Source organism: Streptococcus sp. HMSC056C01, assembly GCF_001811305.1.
GTDB lineage: Bacteria > Bacillota > Bacilli > Lactobacillales > Streptococcaceae > Streptococcus.
In genome coordinates this window covers 78,006-96,692 of the sequence record NZ_KV804207.1, presented here as the reverse complement: position 1 = coordinate 96,692, position 18,687 = coordinate 78,006, and the positions used below count along the sequence as shown (strand labels likewise).

15 protein-coding genes are annotated in these 18,687 nt (G+C 40.5%); 3 read left to right on the top strand and 12 right to left on the bottom strand.

Annotated elements, in window-relative coordinates:
- Nucleotides 1-8: 8 nt before the first annotated feature.
- From gatB to gatC, 3 genes are read right to left on the bottom strand one after another with little or no spacing between them, the layout of a single operon-like run.
- A complete protein-coding gene (gene gatB / locus HMPREF2795_RS06425; protein ID WP_075228487.1) occupies nt 9-1,454 on the bottom strand; it encodes an Asp-tRNA(Asn)/Glu-tRNA(Gln) amidotransferase subunit GatB in 1,446 nt (481 codons plus the stop codon).
- Nucleotides 1,454-2,920: an Asp-tRNA(Asn)/Glu-tRNA(Gln) amidotransferase subunit GatA gene (gene gatA / locus HMPREF2795_RS06420; protein ID WP_075228486.1), complete on the bottom strand. Its 1,467-nt coding sequence runs from the start codon at nt 2,918-2,920 to the stop codon at nt 1,454-1,456. The genes gatB and gatA overlap by 1 nt, the downstream gene beginning before the upstream one ends.
- Entirely contained in the window at nt 2,920-3,222 is a 303-nt protein-coding gene (gene gatC / locus HMPREF2795_RS06415; RefSeq protein ID WP_060955336.1) for an Asp-tRNA(Asn)/Glu-tRNA(Gln) amidotransferase subunit GatC, read from the bottom strand. The genes gatA and gatC overlap by 1 nt, the downstream gene beginning before the upstream one ends.
- Nucleotides 3,223-3,434: 212 nt before the next feature.
- Between gatC and HMPREF2795_RS06410 the strand changes: the two genes are divergently transcribed.
- The 3 genes from HMPREF2795_RS06410 (at nt 3,435) to HMPREF2795_RS06400 (ending at nt 6,590) form a co-directional block, all read left to right on the top strand.
- Nucleotides 3,435-4,109 carry a YwaF family protein gene (locus tag HMPREF2795_RS06410; protein ID WP_075227588.1) on the top strand — a complete coding sequence of 225 codons (675 nt, stop codon included), beginning with the start codon at nt 3,435-3,437 and terminating at the stop codon, nt 4,107-4,109.
- 34 nt (nt 4,110-4,143) lie between these two features.
- Complete coding sequence (locus HMPREF2795_RS06405; protein ID WP_075228485.1) at nt 4,144-4,836, top strand: YwaF family protein; 693 nt, start codon at nt 4,144-4,146, stop codon at nt 4,834-4,836.
- A gap of 209 nt (nt 4,837-5,045) precedes the next feature.
- Entirely contained in the window at nt 5,046-6,590 is a 1,545-nt protein-coding gene (locus tag HMPREF2795_RS06400; protein ID WP_075228484.1) for a peptide chain release factor 3, read from the top strand.
- A gap of 596 nt (nt 6,591-7,186) precedes the next feature.
- On the opposite strand, the gene HMPREF2795_RS06395 is transcribed toward HMPREF2795_RS06400, so the two are convergent.
- The 9 genes from HMPREF2795_RS06395 to trkA all read right to left on the bottom strand — a co-directional run bounded on the left by HMPREF2795_RS06395 (nt 7,187) and on the right by trkA (nt 18,348).
- Nucleotides 7,187-8,515: a dipeptidase gene (locus HMPREF2795_RS06395; RefSeq protein ID WP_075228483.1), complete on the bottom strand. Its 1,329-nt coding sequence runs from the start codon at nt 8,513-8,515 to the stop codon at nt 7,187-7,189.
- Nucleotides 8,516-8,533: 18 nt separating this feature from the next.
- Nucleotides 8,534-10,042 (bottom strand): YfcC family protein, encoded by a 1,509-nt coding sequence (locus tag HMPREF2795_RS06390; RefSeq protein ID WP_075228482.1) that lies wholly within the window; start codon nt 10,040-10,042, stop codon nt 8,534-8,536.
- A gap of 90 nt (nt 10,043-10,132) precedes the next feature.
- Entirely contained in the window at nt 10,133-11,083 is a 951-nt protein-coding gene (arcC, locus tag HMPREF2795_RS06385) for a carbamate kinase (protein ID WP_075228481.1), read from the bottom strand.
- A 257-nt stretch (nt 11,084-11,340) separates the two neighbouring features.
- Nucleotides 11,341-12,354, bottom strand: coding sequence for an ornithine carbamoyltransferase (gene argF / locus HMPREF2795_RS06380; RefSeq protein WP_186822903.1), 1,014 nt, complete (start codon nt 12,352-12,354; stop codon nt 11,341-11,343).
- A 67-nt stretch (nt 12,355-12,421) separates the two neighbouring features.
- The gene (gene arcA / locus HMPREF2795_RS06375; RefSeq protein WP_075228479.1) at nt 12,422-13,651 is read right to left on the bottom strand and encodes an arginine deiminase; all 1,230 of its coding nucleotides are present in this window, start codon (nt 13,649-13,651) and stop codon (nt 12,422-12,424) included.
- A gap of 357 nt (nt 13,652-14,008) precedes the next feature.
- Nucleotides 14,009-14,701 (bottom strand): CPBP family intramembrane glutamic endopeptidase, encoded by a 693-nt coding sequence (locus HMPREF2795_RS06370; protein WP_075228478.1) that lies wholly within the window; start codon nt 14,699-14,701, stop codon nt 14,009-14,011.
- A gap of 58 nt (nt 14,702-14,759) precedes the next feature.
- On the bottom strand, nt 14,760-15,392 hold the full coding sequence (locus HMPREF2795_RS06365) for a hypothetical protein (RefSeq protein ID WP_083303349.1): 633 nt from the start codon (nt 15,390-15,392) through the stop codon (nt 14,760-14,762).
- Between the two features lie 163 nt (nt 15,393-15,555).
- The gene (locus HMPREF2795_RS06360; protein WP_075228477.1) at nt 15,556-16,995 is read right to left on the bottom strand and encodes a TrkH family potassium uptake protein; all 1,440 of its coding nucleotides are present in this window, start codon (nt 16,993-16,995) and stop codon (nt 15,556-15,558) included.
- Nucleotides 16,996-16,998: 3 nt separating this feature from the next.
- Nucleotides 16,999-18,348, bottom strand: coding sequence for a Trk system potassium transporter TrkA (gene trkA, locus HMPREF2795_RS06355; RefSeq protein WP_000691699.1), 1,350 nt, complete (start codon nt 18,346-18,348; stop codon nt 16,999-17,001).
- Between the last annotated feature and the right edge of the window lie 339 nt (nt 18,349-18,687).

Genomic DNA, 18,687 nt, shown 5'->3' with positions numbered 1-18,687 from the left:
GAGATTGATTATTGATCGTTTTTCAACTTAGCCAATTCTTGGGCAAGTAGTTTAAGGGCTACTTGTGGGTTGGCTTGACCCTTGGTTGCTTTCATGAGGAATCCTGTGAAGGCCTTGTCAGCGTTACGTTTTCCTGACTTGAAGTCGGCAACAGCGGCTTCGTTATCCGCAAAGACTTGGTGGATGATTGGAATCAAGACATCGGGATCTGAGATTTGAACTAAACCTGCTTTTTCAACGTATTCACGCGCTCCACCACCATTTTTAGCTAGGTGAACAAAGACTTTCTTGGCAATCTTAGACGAGATAGTACCGTCTTCGATGATAGCAATCATTTCAACCAAGTTTTCAGGTGTCAATTCGATTTGTTCCAGTGTCTTACCTTCGGCGTTCAAGAATTGAGCGACTTCACCTTGGAGCCAGTTAGAAACTTGTTTAGCATCACCACCGAGGGCGACAGCTTTTTCAAAGAAATCAGAAGTGACTTTATTGGCAGTCAGCTGGATAGCATCGTAGTCTGATAGACCAAGTTGAGATACGTAGCGAGCACGGCGTTCTTTTGGAAACTCTGGCAATTCAGTACGCATTTCCTCAATCCACTCATCAGAGATTTCAAAGAGTGGTAGGTCTGGCTCTGGGAAGTAGCGGTAGTCTGCAGCCCCTTCCTTGACACGCATGAGGATAGTTGCCTTGTTCGCTTCGTCATAACGGCGTGTTTCTTGGCGGATTTGACCACCTGAACGAAGGATTTCAGCCTGACGTTGCACTTCGTACTCAAGACCTTTACGAACGTTTGAGAAGGAGTTGAGGTTTTTCAACTCAGTTTTGGTACCAAATTTCTCTTGACCATAAGGACGAAGCGAGATGTTGGCATCCACACGCATGGAACCTTCTTCCATCTTAACGTCAGAAATACCAGCATACTGGATAACTTCCTTGAGGGCTGTTAGATAAGCGTAGGCTTCTTCTGGTGAGCGCATGTCGGCTTCAGATACAATCTCAATCAATGGCACGCCTTGACGATTAAGGTCGACATAAGAGAAACCATCTGTACCGTGGGTGTTCTTACCAGCGTCTTCCTCTAGGTGAGCACGCTCGATACCGATTTTCTTAGTTGTTCCGTCTTCTAGTTCCACTTCAATCCATCCATTGTAACCAATTGGCTCATCAAATTGAGAAATTTGATAGGCTTTGGGATTATCAGGATAGAAGTAGTTTTTGCGATCAAAGTGCATCTTCTTATGGATGTCCATGTTAAGAGCGAGTGCAGCCTTGATACCAGCATCGACAACACCTTTATTGAGAACTGGCAGTACGCCAGGGAAAGACCAGTCAATCACGTTAGTATTGGCATTTTGGTCATTTCCGAAGTGGGCAGAAGTAGGTGAGAAGATTTTTGAATTGGTGTTAAGCTCTACGTGGACTTCAAGTCCAATGACTGTTTCAAAGTTCATTAGTTATCACCTCCAAAAATCACGGGTTGTTGCTTGTGGTAGTCTGTTGTTGCTTCAAAAGCAGCAGCAGCTTGGTAGATAGTCTCTTCTGAGTATTTAGGACCAATCAATTGGAGCCCGACAGGTAAACCTTGGGCAAATCCTGCAGGAATTGAAATTCCTGGAAGTCCAGCCAAGTTGACTGGGATGGTCAAGAGGTCAGCCAAGTACATGGCAACTGGATCGTGGTTGAGTGAATCCAAATCAAAGGCCACGCTTGGAGCTGTTGGACCAAGGATGAGATCGTAATCTGCAAAGACTTTTTCAAAATCTTGGATGATGAGGGTACGAACTTGACCAGCCTTCTTGTAGTAAGCATCGTAATAACCTGATGAAAGGCTGAAAGTTCCAAGCATGATACGACGTTTCACTTCATCACCAAATCCTTGGCTGCGAGTATTAACGTAAATCTCGTCCAAGTTTTTAGCGTCTTCAGCACGGAAACCATAGCGGATACCGTCAAAACGTTGTAAGTTTGATGAAGCTTCTGATGAAGCGATGATGTAGTAGACTGCCACACCGTATTTAGAGTGAGGAAGGCTCACTTCTTCAACGATAGCACCAAGTTTTTCAAAGTGCTTAGCGGCGTTGAGGATAGTTTCCTTAACTTCTGGGTCAATCCCTTCGCCAAGGTATTCCTTAGGCAAAGCAATTTTCATGCCCTTAATGTCTTGACCGATTTTTGAAGTAAAGTCAGCAATTCGGACTGGAGCAGAAGTAGAGTCTTTTGCATCTTCGCTGGCAATAGTGTTTAGTAAGAGGGCATTTTCCTTAACAGTTGGTGCAAAAGGACCAATTTGGTCTAATGAGCTACCAAAGGCAATGAGACCGAAACGTGAAACTGTTCCGTAAGTTGGTTTGAGACCAACAATCCCGTTAAAGGCAGCAGGTTGGCGGATAGAACCACCAGTATCAGAACCAAGTGATAAACGGACTTGTCCAGAAGCTACAGCTGCAGCTGAACCACTTGATGATCCACCAGGAACCTTGCTGTGGTCCCAAGCATTTTTAGTAGCACCGTAGTAAGAAGTCTCACCTGATCCACCCATGGCAAACTCGTCCATGTTAGTTTTTCCAACAACGATCATGCCCTTAGATTTTGCATTGGCAACAGCTGTCGCATCAAAGATTGGCTCGTAGTTGTAGAGCATTTTTGAGGCTGCAGTTGTTAGGATACCGTCTGTAGAGATGTTATCCTTAACAGCTAGCGGAATTCCTGAAAGGACATTGTCAGCGTCAATTCCAGTTTCGTCAATAACTTTAGCTTGAGCAAGAGCTTGATCTTCAGCGATAGTGACAAAGGCATTGATAGCCTCTTCACGCGCCTTGATATCTTCAATGGTTGCTTGCGTTAGTTCGGTTGCAGAAATTTCCTTAGATACAAGGAGATTGTGCAACTCTTCAATCGTTTTATTGTTAAAAGTCATTAGGCATCTCCTCCATCATCCAGGATAGCTGGTACCTTGATATAGTAGTTATCTTTTTCAGGTACATTTTTAAATAAGCGATCACGGTCAGTTCCTTCTTCGGCTATGTCTGGGCGAAGAACGGTCTTACGATCTGCCATGGTAGTCGTTGGTTCAACACCAGTAGTGTCGACTTCACCGAGCAATTCGACCATATCAACAATCTTAGACAAGGTTGTCGCAAACTCAGCAGTTTCTTCTTCTGAGAATTTTAATTTTGAAAGATTGGCAACGTGAGTTACCTCTTCTTGCGTAATTTTCATCTGGTATCCTTTCGTGAAATGATGATTATTTATCTGTTCTATTTTACCATATTTTCCTATAAATAAGGTGAGCTAAGCTAAAAAGAAATAGAAATTGAAAAATGGTTTTTAATTCGATATAATGGTTGAAATTAGAAGCAAGAACAGCATTGGTTTTTAGTCGGCAAACAAGATGCATACATTGACCGATTCGAACAAGTTAAGGAGGACATATGAAAATTTGGGATTTACTTTTTACCAGTAAAAAAACAGTCCCTCCTCATTTGGGGACGTGGTACTTCTTATTACCCACTTCTTTGGTAATCATAGCTGTTTTATCGATTCGTTTCGCATCATCTAAAGGTTACAGAAACTTTTGGTATTGGGGTCAATTGATTCAATTACTGATCATCAACGCTTGGTATATTTCGGCACGCCTGCCCTTATCTGAGGCTCTCCCTTTTTACCATAGTCGTATGGCTATGTGGATGATTCTTTTTGCTCCTAACAAGACCTTTTTTAAACAATATTTTGCCCTGGTTGGAGTATTTGGTTCTATTATGGCTTTAGTTTATCCAGTCTTCCATCCTTTTCCTTTTCCTCATGTTTCCTCGGTTAACAATGTTTTCGGCCACTGGGCCCTCTTAGCTAACTGCTTGATTTATCTTGTTAGATATTATAAAGTTGAAAAAGGGGATACTTGGAAAATATGCCAGATGACCTTTGGCGTCAATGCTATTATCTTTCTAGCTAATCTTGCAACAGGAGGGAATTATGGCTTTATGAGCAAGCCCCCTGTGATTGGGGATCATGGTAGTTTGCTTAACTATTTGATAGTGACTAGTTTGATGACAGGTATTCTCATCCTTATCAATCAACTCGTTAAATATAAACATAAGAATAGTTAGCGAACAAATGAATTAATTATTCTAAGGAGATTTTATGCATCATTTTATTACAAGAACCCAAACCACACCACCGCCTATTCCGATTTTTTGGTACGGTGTCATGATAGGCCTTCTTGCCTTGTCTATTTATGCTTCTCTTACTTACTACAAAAATCTCAAATTTGTTCGATTATTTAAGTGGATTCAAATAGCGCAACTGCTAGCTCTTTACACTTGGTATATTGGTTTTAGCATTCCATTTTCAAATAGTCTGCCTCTTTACCATTGCCGTTTGGCCATGTTTGCAGTAGTTTTCTTGCCAGATAAATGGAAAACCAAGCAGTATTTTGCCCTTATGGGAGCTAGTGGGGCAGTATTTGCTTTGGGCTATCCGGTTTTTGATCCATATGATTTCCCGCATATTACCAGTTTTTCATTCCTGATTGGGCATTATGCTCTCTTGGTCAATTCCTTGGTCTATCTCATGAACCACTACGATAAGACCTTACTTAAAAAGTATCGTATTATCGCCTACACTTTTGTTCTCAACCTTTTCCTAGTTGGAGTTAATCAAGTCACAGGTGGAAATTACGGGCTTTTAAATACCACGCCTTTTATCACAGATGCCCCTATATGGATAAAGTATCTTCTGGTTTCAATCATTCTATCTGCAGCTCTAGTACTCTTTGATATCTTGTTTAAGAAACGTTGGCAAAAGAAAATTGCTCTAGAAAAAATTAAATTTTGAAGAGATTGTAACTAGCGATACAAAATAAGTATTGAACAAAAGAATCTGAAGAGCAGGTCTACTATCTTGACCTGCTTTTTCTTGTGTAAGCAATTGAAAAACTCCCTAAAATCCGATATAATGGAGTGTTGAAAGGAATGTTAGGGTCCGATGTAATAAAGAGTGATTATAAATTGAAATAATTAAAAAAGTAGAAAGAAAGAGAACTTATGAACATTCAAGAAGAAATTAAAAAACGCCGTACCTTTGCCATTATCTCCCACCCGGATGCTGGTAAAACGACGATTACAGAGCAGTTGCTCTACTTTGGGGGAGAGATTCGTGAGGCAGGTACTGTCAAAGGGAAGAAAACAGGTAACTTTGCCAAATCTGACTGGATGGATATCGAGAAACAACGTGGGATTTCGGTAACGTCATCTGTTATGCAATTTGACTACGATGGCAAACGCGTGAACATCCTAGATACTCCAGGGCACGAGGATTTCTCAGAAGATACCTATCGTACATTGATGGCGGTGGATGCGGCTGTCATGGTTGTGGACTCTGCCAAGGGTATCGAGGCCCAAACCAAAAAGTTATTTGAGGTTGTCAAACACCGTGGGATTCCAGTCTTTACCTTCATGAACAAGCTAGACCGTGACGGTCGTGAACCACTAGATCTCTTGCAAGAATTGGAAGAAGTCTTGGGTATTGCAAGTTATCCAATGAACTGGCCAATCGGGATGGGGAAGGCCTTTGAGGGGCTCTACGACCTCTATAACCAACGTTTGGAACTCTACAAAGGGGATGAACGTTTTGCCAGCCTAGAAGATGGCGATAAACTCTTTGCTAGCAACCCATTCTACGAACAAGTGAAAGAGGATATCGAACTCTTGAATGAAGCAGGAAATGAATTCTCAGAGGAAGCCATTCTTGCAGGTGATTTGACACCAGTCTTCTTTGGTTCGGCCTTGACTAATTTTGGGGTGCAGACCTTCCTTGAAACCTTCCTCAAGTTTGCTCCAGAACCTCATGGACACAAGAAAACAGACGGAGAAATTGTTGATCCTTATGATAAGGACTTCTCAGGATTTGTCTTTAAAATCCAAGCCAACATGGACCCTCGTCACCGTGACCGTATCGCCTTTGTTCGAATCGTATCGGGTGAATTCGAGCGTGGTATGAGTGTCAATCTCCCTCGTACTGGTAAGGGAGCTAAGCTGTCAAATGTTACTCAGTTTATGGCTGAAAGTCGTGAGAATGTCACTAATGCTGTAGCGGGAGATATTATCGGGGTTTACGATACTGGTACTTATCAGGTGGGAGATACTTTAACAGTTGGGAAAAACAAATTTGAATTTGAACCATTGCCAACCTTTACACCTGAGATTTTTATGAAAGTTTCTGCTAAGAACGTCATGAAACAAAAATCTTTCCACAAGGGAATTGAGCAATTGGTGCAAGAAGGAGCTATTCAGCTTTATACCAACTACCAAACAGGTGAATATATGTTGGGTGCCGTTGGTCAATTGCAGTTTGAAGTCTTCAAACACCGTATGGAAAATGAGTACAATGCAGAAGTGGTTATGAGCCCAATGGGTAAAAAGACGGTTCGCTGGATCAAACCTGAAGATCTGGATGAGCGTATGTCTTCAAGCCGAAACATCCTTGCCAAAGACCGCTTTGACCAGCCTGTTTTCCTCTTTGAAAACGACTTTGCCCTCCGTTGGTTTGCAGACAAGTACCCAGACGTGGAGTTAGAGGAAAAGATGTGATTCAGTAAGTCTACTTGATTGCAAAGCAATCTAAGTAGACTACGGCAAGTCCTATAAGACTTGCCTACCTGCCTCACTAACTTAGTTTTACAAATGGAATCGATTTGTAAAATTCAGTGTCGTAATCTAATAATAGGTAACCGCTATGGCGGTTTACCTAAACGCTTCACTAGGCAAAACCCACGAATGGTATCGATTCGTGGGTTTTACCGTCGTAACAGAAAGGAAGCGGACTAGCTAACTGCCTTACTAACTGCGTTTGGCAAATAAAATCGATTTGCCAAACTCCGTGTCGTAGTTCAGTAAATTTATGTGGTTGTATAACAATCTAAGTAACTAACGCCAAGTTTTTATGGACTTGGCTAGGCGCTCCACTAGTAAAACTTTACGTCGTAACAGTTAGAAAGTAGTCTAGCTGCCTGCTATTGCCATACTAATTGTGTGTTGTAGCGGAAAATGAGTACTTTAGGTGGTCACTTACCTTAAATTTATTGTAAAAAAGCCAAGAAGATATTTTTCTTGGCTTTTCTTGTAGCTTGCTATTCAAAATTTTCCTAAAACTCCGCCCCAATGTGGGACGGAGTTTAGGAGGTCTTTTAGGTCGCTAATCGGTAAACAGCTTCAGCATAGATATCCATAGCATGATAGAGATCATCTAAGATAGCATATTCATTTGCTTGGTGTTCTGTTTGCTCTCTTCCTGGGAAGAGGGCGCCAAAAGCGACACAGTTTGGCATGGTACGTGCAAAGGTTGCACCGCCAGATGATAGAGCGGGGCTGTTATCGCCAGTTTTTTCTTTATAAACCTGCATGAGAGTAGTGACGAGCAGGCTATCTCTTGCCACATAAAGTGGTGCTAGGTAGTCAAATTCTTGGTAGCTAAGTTGGTAAGTTTTTGCACACTCTATCAGCTGATGAACAAGGGCATCCTTGTCTGCAAGGACTGGGATTCGGATATCAATTCGAATCTCAGAACTTTCGGGAGTAATAGTTAAGGCGGCCACATTAAAGGATAAATGTCCAGAAGGCTGGTCGCTGATATCACCAAAGATTCCTTTTCCTTGACCATCTTGACCAACTTCTTTGGCAAGAAATGTAAGTGCAGGATGGGATTGAATGGAATCAAGGACGGTGGCTAATCGAATGACTGCATTAATCCCTTGACTGGCATCCTTAGCATGTTTAGATAGTCCTAGAACAGTAAGGGACTGATCATTTTGTTGATAATCGTAACCAGCAGATATTAGCCCTTCTTGGAGTTGTTCCATAAGTGGTCCTTGATAAGTTGCCTTATCAGGTACTACATTAAAGGCTCCACCTATATCTAAGGCGAGTTGATCTGATCCAGGTCCATGAAGTTTGACCTGAAGAAGTCCTTTTTCTGCATAGGTTAATGGGAATGAGGAGTCAGGAGCAAATCCCATGCTGGCCTGTTCTTCAATGGTATTATATCTTGCCATACAACGCCAAAGGGTTTCCTCATCAGTACCAAATATGAAACGAACCCGTTTTTTGAATGGAATTCCTTGGTCAAGCAAGCTTTTGACTGCGTAAAGGGCTGCAAGAGAAGGTCCTTTATCATCCTGCGCACCCCGACCATAAATCCGTCCATCTCTGATACTAGCTTCAAATGGAGGAGTTTCCCAGTCTGTCAAATCGCCTGCAGGAACGACATCTAGGTGGCAGAGGATGGCAAGGAGATCACCTTCACCAACTTCTGCATACCCATAATATCCTTGAGGATCCAGATAGGTTTTAAAACCAAGATCTTGACACAAGTCCAGCATTTTTTTCAGGACATCTTGGATGGCTTGACCAAAAGGAGTACCATTTTCACCTTCCTTGAGAACAGATGGATAGGAGATGATGGTTTTCAAACTTTGAAGAAAATCCTCTTTGATTGATTCTGTAATATAGGATTTCATCCGTATCTCCCTTTGTTTCTATAAGAATGGCACTAGGGTGCCCAAGATAAGAAGTAGAATACTTGCAATGACAATTGAGATGACAAGTTTTCCAACAAACTTCCACCAAGTTCCAAGACTGACACGACCAAGAGCAAGAGCTCCCATGACAATACCTGAAGTAGGGGTGACAAGATTAAGGACACCAGATGCAGATTGGTAGGCAGTAACGATAAGGCTGGCTTTGACATTGACGAATTCTCCAAGAGGAGCCATGATACCCATGGTTGCACTGGCAAGGCCAGATGAAGAAGGAATGAGGAAGGACATAGGTAGGTAGAAGATATAGGTCAATACGATGAAAACTTGAGGAGAGAGACCTTGAAGGCCAACTTCACCCCAGTGTAGGATGGTTGCAGTAATCATACCATCGTTCATAATAACTTGGATACCACGAGCAACCGCACAAATCAAGGCTACTGAAAGCAAATCGGCAGCACCAGTTAAGAAGGTTGAGACAATCTTGCTTTCTTTGAGACCATAGACAACACCGATCAAAATCCCCATAACGGCAAAGAGCATAGCGCCTTCTGGGAAGTACCAGCTACCAAATGGTTGAGCAGATGAACCGATGATGCCTCCGATTACAGGAAGGCCGATTAACCAATTTTTGAAATCTTCAAAGACAGTAACATGCAAATCAACCCAAGGGATGAAACTTGCAATCATAATGATAAAGGTTACTACAAATAAAGCGAGAACATGTTTTTGTTTCTTGCTCAAGGTAGACGGTGTATCCTCATTGTCAGAAACATTGAAGTGTTTAATATCTTCTTCGCGTTGAGCGTAAACGAGTGATTTAGTCGGATCTTTCTGAATCTTTTCTGCATAACGATAGACGAAGTAGGTGCTGAGTCCAGTCATTACAAACCAGAAGATAACACGGAGAATAACACCATCCATGGATGAAATGCCTGCAGTATCAGAAGCAATAACAGTAGCAAATGGATTCAATGTAGATGCCAAACAACCAACTTGAGAACCTAGTAAGATGATGGCTACGGCAGTAATACTATCAAAACCAACTGCCATCATCACAGGAATAAGAAGGGGATAGAAGGCCATAGTTTCTTCTCCCATACCATAAGTAGTTCCTCCAAGTGCGAAGAGGGGCATGAGGATGAGAATCAACATTTTTTCGTGGCCCTTATATTTTTTAACGATGGAGGCAATTCCTACATCGAGTGTACCAGTAGCATTTACGACACCAAGGAAACCTCCGACCATAAGGATAAAGAAGGCAACGTCGATAGCTGCGCTGGTTGGTTTGTGACCGAGCATGGCACGAATTGGTGCCATGAGGACATCGTAAATCCCTTGAGGATTTGAGTCAACAGTTTGATAGGTACCTGCGATGAGGTTACCTGCTTCATTGGTATCATACTTACCTGCTGGAATGATCCAGGTTAAAACTGCCATGATGGTAATGATGATAATCAAAACAGTGTATGCTGAAGGCATTTGAAACCTTTTTTTATTTTCACTCATTTGTTTTTCCTCCTAAACTATGTCACACAGTATAAAAACGAATGATGTGGCAAGAGTGCTGACTAAACTTTCTTGAAAGGTATGACTAAACTATTCATCTTTCACGATGATTGTTCCACTTTCAGATTCAATCAAAGCTCCTAGATTGATAAGAGAAGTGATAACTGCTTTTCCTGCTGGACGATTAGTCACAAAATCAATGGCAGCTTGGATTTTTGGTAGCATACTACCAGGAGCAAATTGTCCCTCTTGAATGTATTTTTGAAGTTGACTTACAGTTACCCGTTCCAACTTTTCTTGATTTGGTTTGTTATAGTTGATATAGGCATAATCGACGCCAGTTAAAATGATGAAGAGATCTGCTTCGACTAGCTCTGCCAAGCATTGCGATGCAAAATCCTTATCGATGACAGCTTCTACTCCTGAGAAGTAACCGTTTTCATTTTTGGTGATAGGAATACCTCCACCGCCTGCTGCGATGACAATTTGTCCCTTGTCCAAGAGTGTGCGTATACTATCGATTTCTTTGATATAAACAGGTTTTGGAGAAGCCACTACCTTACGCCAACCACGACCTGCATCTTCTTTAAAGTTAGCCCCAGTTTTTTCGCTTTCTGCTTTAGCCTCTTCTTCTGAGTAGAATGGACCAATGGGTTTACTTGGATTGAGAAAGGCAGGATCATTCTTGTCCACGACAACTTGTGTGACAACAGAAACGACAGTTTTATCAAGATGAATATCCTGTAAAGCATTTTCCAGAGCATTCTGGAGCCAAAAACCGATGCTACCCTCTGTCATAGCAACAAGTGAATCGAGAGGAAAGGCAGGGTTTTTTTCGGAATTCGCTGCTAGGTTTTGGAGGAGGAGGTTACCGACTTGCGGTCCATTGCCATGGGTGATAATCAATTCATCGCCATTTTGGATGAGTTTCACCAGATGGCGTGCTGTTTCTGCCAGAGCGGCTTCTTGAGCTTGAGCAGATGGATCTGTGGAAAGAATGGCATTTCCTCCAAGAGCGACAACGATTTTACGATGAGACATGAGCGCTCCTTTCTTTTGGATGAACAAAAGCCAATTTTGGTTAAAAGCTTGGATTTGGAAATTGAGAAGAAAGACTTTTGACAGACGAGTTGAGTTGAAATTGCGAATAACTGGAAGACAGTTAATTGTTATTATTATGAGGTTTTTGCTTGAATGGTGACTATCAGCAAACTCCAACTCAGAGCTCGTTACTACTACAAAAAGGGACCGGACTAAAACACTAGTCTCAGTCCCTAAGCTGTTTCTTATAGTTTGTATCACACTTTAGGAATGTAGAGATTTCCTAGTGTAGCAGCCATAACGGCTTTAATGGTGTGCATACGATTTTCTGCTTGATCAAACTGACGAGCATATTTGCTATGGAAGACCTCATCAGTTACTTCCATTTCTTTAACGCCAAATTTCTCAGCTACTTGTCTGCCATAGATTGTGTTTGTATCATGAAAGGCTGGTAAGCAGTGGAGGAAGATTAAGTTTTCATTGCCTGCTTTCTTAACAAGATCCATATTGACTTGGTAAGGTTTTAGCAAAGCGACGCGTTCTGCAAACTTATCTTCTTCGCCCATAGATACCCAAACATCAGTGTAAAGGACATCAGCCCCTTTTACAGCTTCGTCAGCATCTTCTGTGATGAGAATGTGAGCCCCACTTTCTTTGGCATATCCCTCAGCCAGAGCAACAACTGCTTGATCTGGGAAAAGTTCTTTTGGTGAAAAGACATGAACGTTCACCCCAAGGATGGCTCCTGTTACTAGAAGGCTATTGGCAACATTATTACGGCCGTCACCACAGTAAACCAAAGTCAAACCTTCAAGATGTCCGAAATTTTCTAGTACTGTCAAATAGTCTGCAAGCATTTGAGTTGGGTGCCATTTATCCGTCAAGCCATTCCAAACAGGAACACCAGAGAATTTAGCTAATTCCTCAACCCTATCTTGACTAAAACCACGGAATTCAATACCATCAAACATACGTCCCAAAACTTTTGCGGTATCTTCAGTAGTTTCTTTTTTACCTAGTTGAATATCGTTGGCCCCTAGGTATTCTGGATGTGCACCAAGATCAATTGCTGCAGTAGTGAAGGCTGCGCGTGTACGTGTAGAAGTTTTTTCAAATAAAAGAGCAATATTTTTACCAGCTAGATAGCGGTGTTCGATGTTTCGTTTTTTAAGATCCTTCAAGTGAGCTGAAAGTCCAATCAAATATTCGAGCTCTGCACGGGTAAAATCTTTTTCAGCTAGAAAACTTCTTCCTTGAAATACTGAATGTATCATTCTATATATCCTTTTCTAACAAGCATGATTCTGCTAGCAGATGCTAGGCAGAAATAGGAAGAATCTAAATGTCTTCGCGTTCAAACGGCATTGACATACAACGAGGTCCACCACGTCCACGTACCAATTCCCGTCCGCGAATCTTAATGAGACGAAGTCCATATTCTTCAAGTTTCTTATTTGTCACAGTGTTGCGTTCATAAACGACTACGACACCTGGTGCAATAGCGAGTGTGTTAGAGCCATCATTCCATTGTTCACGAGCAGCTGCAACGATATTCCCATCACCACAAGGAATGAGTGTAACTTTTTCTAAACCAAGGTTTTGAGCAAGGAGTTCTGCCAAATCTCCTTTTTCTTCAACAATCTTGAGTTCTTCATTTTCGTAAGTAACGGAATAAACACGAAGGTTGCCTTGGATTTCAGGGTGGATTGTAAATTTGTCATAGTCTACCATGGTGAAGACGGTATCCAAGTGCATGAACTTACGGCTGTTTGAAAATTCAAAAGCCAAAACTTTCTTGAAGCCAACATTTTTTTTGAAGATATTAACCAAGAGTTTTTCGATAGAAGCGGCATCGGTCCGTTGAGAAATCCCAACTGCTAGGACATCTTTTGAAAGAACAAGTTCATCTCCACCTTCGATACGAGTGGTTTCTTCACGATTATAGATGAGCTCTACCTTACCACCATAGATTGGGTGATGCTTGAAGATGTACTTACCATAAAGTGTTTCGCGATTGCGTGTATCGGCGTACATGTGATTGAGTGATACTGCATTCCCGATAGTCGCAAATGGGTCGCGAGTGAAGTAAAGATTTGGCATTGGATCGATGGCAAACGGATAGTTAGATTCAACCAAGTCAGTTAATCCTTTGCCTTCTTCAGGGATGTCAGGTAATTCAACTTTTTGAACACCTGACATTGTTTTCTTAATCAGTTCAAGGTTGTCGTCAATATCATGAAGTAGTTTTCGGATGGCATTTTTAGTTTGTCGACCACGAATATTTGCTTCGTTGAGATATTCTTCGATGAACTGGCCACGTATTTCAGGAGAAGTTAATGATTCAGCAGCCAATTGTTCAAGATAGAGCACTTCGATTCCTTCGTCACGGAGTGCCTGAGCAAAGGCGTCGTGTTCACTTTGGGCATCTGCTAAGAATGGGATGTTATCAAAGAGCAACCTCTCAAGGTGATCTGGCATCAAGTTTTCTAATTCTTGACCCGGACGGTGCAACATAACTTTTTTCAGTTTTCCAATTTCTGAGAAAACATGAATTGGATGTGAAGACATGTGAATCCTCCTTTTTTCTCGTGTGTACCAAATTATATTGGTATCGCTTACAAGTTAATAGTATCACAAATTAATATGCATTACAAGAGATATGATAAGGCCTAAAATGCTTAAAAATGCCTATTTTAAAGGATTTCTTACATTTTTTTTATAAGAATATTCACAAATATACATGCTGAATTAACTTATTTTTATATTCTATAAAATTTATGCATAAAAATATTTTTAAAATTTTTTTAAAAATTTTTTTAAGATGGTAGAAAAAATGAATTTTTCCGAGATAAAGTGCTGCTTGAAACAAAAAAATCCCTTAGACCAGGACGATTGATCCAGCCTAAAGGAATGGATAGTTGGGTATTAGATACCGAAATTTTTCATAAAAATTGTGAAGAGTGCCAGTAAGATGAAGCTTATACTATTAAGTAGCATATGGACCGAGATAGACATTTCCAAACGTCTGGTACGATAAGCAGTCCAAGTGAGGACGGCTGACATCCAACCATAAATCAAGAAGGAAGGGAGATTAGAAGGCATATGTGCAAGGAGGAAGATTAGCCAACCAATGACATAGCCAAACTTTTCGTAACCTTGGAAGAGTTTGGTAGGAATAATCCCGCGACAAATGATTTCTTCACAAATAGGTGCGATTAAAACGATGAGGAAGAAACTGCTAATCAGAGAGTTTTCAGAAACAAGATTGTTAATTACTTGTTGATTAGAAGTTGTTGTTTGCTTCACGAGTTGTAACCAGATTCCACCCACAAGATTTCCAACATAAATAACTAGATAGCTTAAGACAATGCGAGGAAGATCGTTAATGGTGAGAAGTTTAGATTTTAAATCCAGCAACTTACTCTTATGGGCTCCGTATAAAAAGATAGCAAGTACAAGAATCGAAATAAGGGACACAAGAATTGTTGACCAGAATGGATTAAACTGAATTTTAGTTAGTATAGCTAGAGTTAGCATAGGAGTCTGAGATAGAAAGATAGCTACTAACAAAATCCCAAACCAAGTGAGTCGCTTACGAAAATCTTTAAAAAAGTTCATTGATGTATCTCCTAAAATTTTTTTAATTATAACATAATTATTGCAAGGATTCTATTTGTTACCATAAGAGGAAGGTACAGACGACAAATAGAATATCCCGAATCAAATGACTGTAGAATGACACCTCTTCTCTTAAGTTTTTTGGAAATAAAAAACTGAGAAATAAAGCGCCAAGGCCAATATAAAAAGCGATGGATAAAATGGTGATTGGATTACGTAGGAAGATTAAAATGGAAATGATAATGATGGAAAATCTCACTTCCTTGCTACTGGAATTTTTTTGCAACCTTCTCCATTTTTTCAAGGGGAGAAAGGTAATAAGATCAACTCCAAAGAGAAAAAAGAAGGAGGGGAGGATGAGTTCTGCAGCTTCTTTTTGAAGTAAGTTGACAGTAACGATAGTATCTGATAGAACCAGCCCAACCCCGCAGAGGTTGGCCACAATCATCATACTATAAAATAAAAAGATAAAGCGACTCCTATCAATCAGTCTATCTCTTTTCAGGTTTTGACTAGATAAATAATGCATAAAGGCACAAGACCCAGATAAGCCCAATAAAGCCAGTAGAAAATAAAAACAGGATTGTTTGAGGGCCAGAGAGGTTCCAGACCAAAAGATACAACTACAAAATGCCAGTTGGATTAAGGCAAAGAACAAGAGTAGTCGAATTGATTTTATGACTTTTTCCATAAAGTATCCCCTATATTTTTTTCTTATTATAGCTAAAAGATAGGAGAGAAAAATCCTTAAATTCCCAATTGTCGATTTTTAGAGCTGTCTTGTCTTTTGAAACTAAAAAATCCCCCTTCAAGGGTTCCTTGAAGAGGGGAGATAGGGTGTAAAGTTGATTGTTCTAACGTTTAGACCAAGTTCGCTTCATAAAGAGCAGTATGATTGGATAGATTTCAAGACGTCCTGCAATCATTGCAAAAGATAGTAGAAGTTTTGAAAATGGACTAAAAATTGAGAAACTTGCAGTTGTTCCTAAAATAGGACCGATATTGTTAAAACAACTGAAAACAGCACTCGTGACAACCATTAAATTATTGGTATCTAAACTGACGATGAAAATCAAACTGAGTAGAATCATGATATAAACCACAAAATACTTCAGGATCTTGTGCTGGGTATCCTTGTCAATAACCGTTTGATTAACCTGAAGGGTTAACACACGGTGAGGTGATATGGTAGACAAGACTTGATTTTTAGCAATTTTAGATAGGATGACTCCACGGATGACCTTGAGACCACCAGCGGTAGAACCAGCAGAACCACCGATTGCCATCAGCATTAGCAAGATGTATTGAGAGAACAAAGGCCAGTTCGTGATATCTCCATATCCAAAACCGGTAGTGGTAATGATGTTAGATACTTGGAAGAAGGCCATCTCAAAGCTTTGAGAAACTCCGCTATAGAGGTGAAGCGTGTTGAGTGTGATTAGACCAGTAGATATGGCTACAATCAAGAGATATGCTCGGAGTTCTTCATCAAAAAAGAATTCCTTGATACGACGGAGCATGAGGTAGTAGTAGAGATTGAAATTGACACCAAACATCAAAACCCCGACACTTGTCAGATAGGTGATGAGAGAACTGTGATAGTGGGCAATTCCGTCATTATAAACAGTAAATCCACCAGTACCAGCAGTACCCATAGCGATAACAAAACTATCATAGAGTGGCATCCCAGCAAGGTAATAAATAACCACAAAGAGGGCAAACATAGCCAGGTAGAGGATGTAAAGGATTTGGGCTGTATTTTTTAGCTTAGATACAACCTTGCCAAATACTGGTCCTGGGACCTCAGCCTTCATAACTTCTAGGTGACTATTTTTAGCATTATCCATAATAGCTAAGGCAAAAACCAGTACCCCCATCCCTCCGATGAGGTGGGTAAAACTCCTCCAAAATAGAAGAGAACGACTTAAGACAGAAACATCATTTAAAATGGTTGCTCCCGTTGTTGTGAAGCCAGAACTAATCTCAAAGAAGGCATCTATCATATTGGGAATTTGCCCTGAAAAGACAAAGGGAAGGGCACCAAAGAATGACCAGAGGATCCAACAGAGGGCTACAATTAAGACCCCTTCTTTTGCATAGATTCGCTGTTTTTTAGGCTTGCTGATGATGCCGAAAATACCTAGAACAACAAGGATTCCGATGGTAGAGAAAAGAGCTGTAAAAACTTGACTCGATTCTCGATAATAAAGAGCAATGCTAACTGGAACTAAAAGTAGACCAGCCTCGATCAAGAGTAGCTTTGCAAGAAGAAATCGTACCATACTTCTATTCATAGCTTACCTCTCTAACAGATCATAAATCTTGGTGATATTTGATAGTAGTGTGATGACAACTAATTTATCACCGACTTGAAGGCTATCTTCACCTGTTGGGAAGATGGTTTTTCCGTTGCGGATAATAGCAGCAATTAAAATATCTTTTTTGAGTTTCAATTGAGACAAGGGTTTGCCAGTCATTTTATTGGCTTCCTTGATGAGAAATTGTAGAGTCTCAATATGTCCATTTGCAAGGTGGTGCATCGCTTGAAGATCTGAATATTGGGCATTGGCACGACCGTGGATAAAGTGCATGATAGTATCTACAGCGATGGTTTTTGGTGTGATAATACTAGAAAACTCAGGTGCATGGATAATCTCTAAAAGGCTAGTTCGATTGACCTTGGTGATGTTTTTCTGAACACCAACACTATCTAAGAACATAGATGTAATAATGTTTTCTTCGTCAACGCCAGTTAGAGTTGCGACAGCATCGTAGTGTTGGGCGCTTTCTTCTAGGAGGATATCTTTTGCGGTTCCATCACCTTGCACAATATAGAGTTTTGGATATTTTTGACTGAAAAATGCTGCACGATCTGGATTAAGCTCAATGACCTTGGTATCAATACGGCTATCTTTCAAAATACCAACAAGGTAGTAAGCGATTTTTCCAGCTCCAATAATGAGTAAACTTTTAACGACACGAGATTTGACATAGTTATGAAAAAGCATCATGTCTACACGGTTACCTGTAACAAAGATCCGATCCTTATCTTGGAGGACCATATCCCCACTTGGAATCATGAGCTTATGATCGCGCTCAATGGCACAAACGATAACATTACCAAACTTTTTACGGAAATCAGCAATAGACATCTGACAAATATTACTATCAATTCGAACCTTGAATTCCATCAAACTAACCAAACCACCTGCAAAACGCTCAACAGAAAGAGCGTTTGGGAAATCGATGATATTAGCGATAGCACGAGCTGCAAGGAGTTCTGGATTGACAATAAGAGAAAATCCGAGAATATTTTTTTCTTTAAAGTAAGGGTTGGAATACTCAGGATTGCGGACACGGACGATGGTTTCTTTAGCCCCCATCTTTTTAGCTAAGACAGCAGAGACCATATTGACCTCATCATACTGAGTCATAGCGATGAAAATATCGCAGTCTTGAACATTGGCAGCTTCTAGCATGGCAAAGTCAGCCCCATTACCAGCAATTCCAATAATATCAAAACGGCTTGTCATGTAATTAAGAACCGTTTCGTTCTGTTCAATTAAGACAACATCATGATTGTCAGCGACAAGTGAACGACAAAGGGCAGAACCAACTTTCCCCCCTCCGACAAGAATAATCTTCATATTAAATAACCTACTTTTTCAATATGTATCTATCATACTCTTTTTTAGAATAAAATGCACTCGGCAACCGACTCTTTTCATTATTAGGGTAGAAAATTGTCCCACTGATAATCTTACTTGTTAAAAATTTAAGATATAAATCAGCTATTTTCGTGTAATTCTAATGAATACATAAGCATTTTTAGCTAATGTAAATATGTTTGTAAAAAAATTGAAAAAATCAAGTCATTTCTATTGACAATCAAGCTGAAAGTGATATACTAAAACAGTAGTTTCGCTGATTTACTTCAAACCTGTTGTGAGGTAAGTTAACGACGCCTTAACCACGCTGTTTGCTGA

Coding starts and splice junctions, on each gene's coding strand:
- gatB (WP_075228487.1), bottom strand. CDS start 1,454: ATGAACTTTGAAACAGTCATTGGACTTGAAGTCCACGTAGAGCTTAAC.
- gatA (WP_075228486.1), bottom strand. CDS start 2,920: ATGACTTTTAACAATAAAACGATTGAAGAGTTGCACAATCTCCTTGTA.
- gatC (WP_060955336.1), bottom strand. CDS start 3,222: ATGAAAATTACGCAAGAAGAGGTAACTCACGTTGCCAATCTTTCAAAA.
- HMPREF2795_RS06410 (WP_075227588.1), top strand. CDS start 3,435: ATGAAAATTTGGGATTTACTTTTTACCAGTAAAAAAACAGTCCCTCCT.
- HMPREF2795_RS06405 (WP_075228485.1), top strand. CDS start 4,144: ATGCATCATTTTATTACAAGAACCCAAACCACACCACCGCCTATTCCG.
- HMPREF2795_RS06400 (WP_075228484.1), top strand. CDS start 5,046: ATGAACATTCAAGAAGAAATTAAAAAACGCCGTACCTTTGCCATTATC.
- HMPREF2795_RS06395 (WP_075228483.1), bottom strand. CDS start 8,515: ATGAAATCCTATATTACAGAATCAATCAAAGAGGATTTTCTTCAAAGT.
- HMPREF2795_RS06390 (WP_075228482.1), bottom strand. CDS start 10,042: ATGAGTGAAAATAAAAAAAGGTTTCAAATGCCTTCAGCATACACTGTT.
- arcC (WP_075228481.1), bottom strand. CDS start 11,083: ATGTCTCATCGTAAAATCGTTGTCGCTCTTGGAGGAAATGCCATTCTT.
- arcA (WP_075228479.1), bottom strand. CDS start 13,651: ATGTCTTCACATCCAATTCATGTTTTCTCAGAAATTGGAAAACTGAAA.
- HMPREF2795_RS06370 (WP_075228478.1), bottom strand. CDS start 14,701: ATGAACTTTTTTAAAGATTTTCGTAAGCGACTCACTTGGTTTGGGATT.
- HMPREF2795_RS06365 (WP_083303349.1), bottom strand. CDS start 15,392: ATGGAAAAAGTCATAAAATCAATTCGACTACTCTTGTTCTTTGCCTTA.
- HMPREF2795_RS06360 (WP_075228477.1), bottom strand. CDS start 16,995: ATGAATAGAAGTATGGTACGATTTCTTCTTGCAAAGCTACTCTTGATC.
- trkA (WP_000691699.1), bottom strand. CDS start 18,348: ATGAAGATTATTCTTGTCGGAGGGGGGAAAGTTGGTTCTGCCCTTTGT.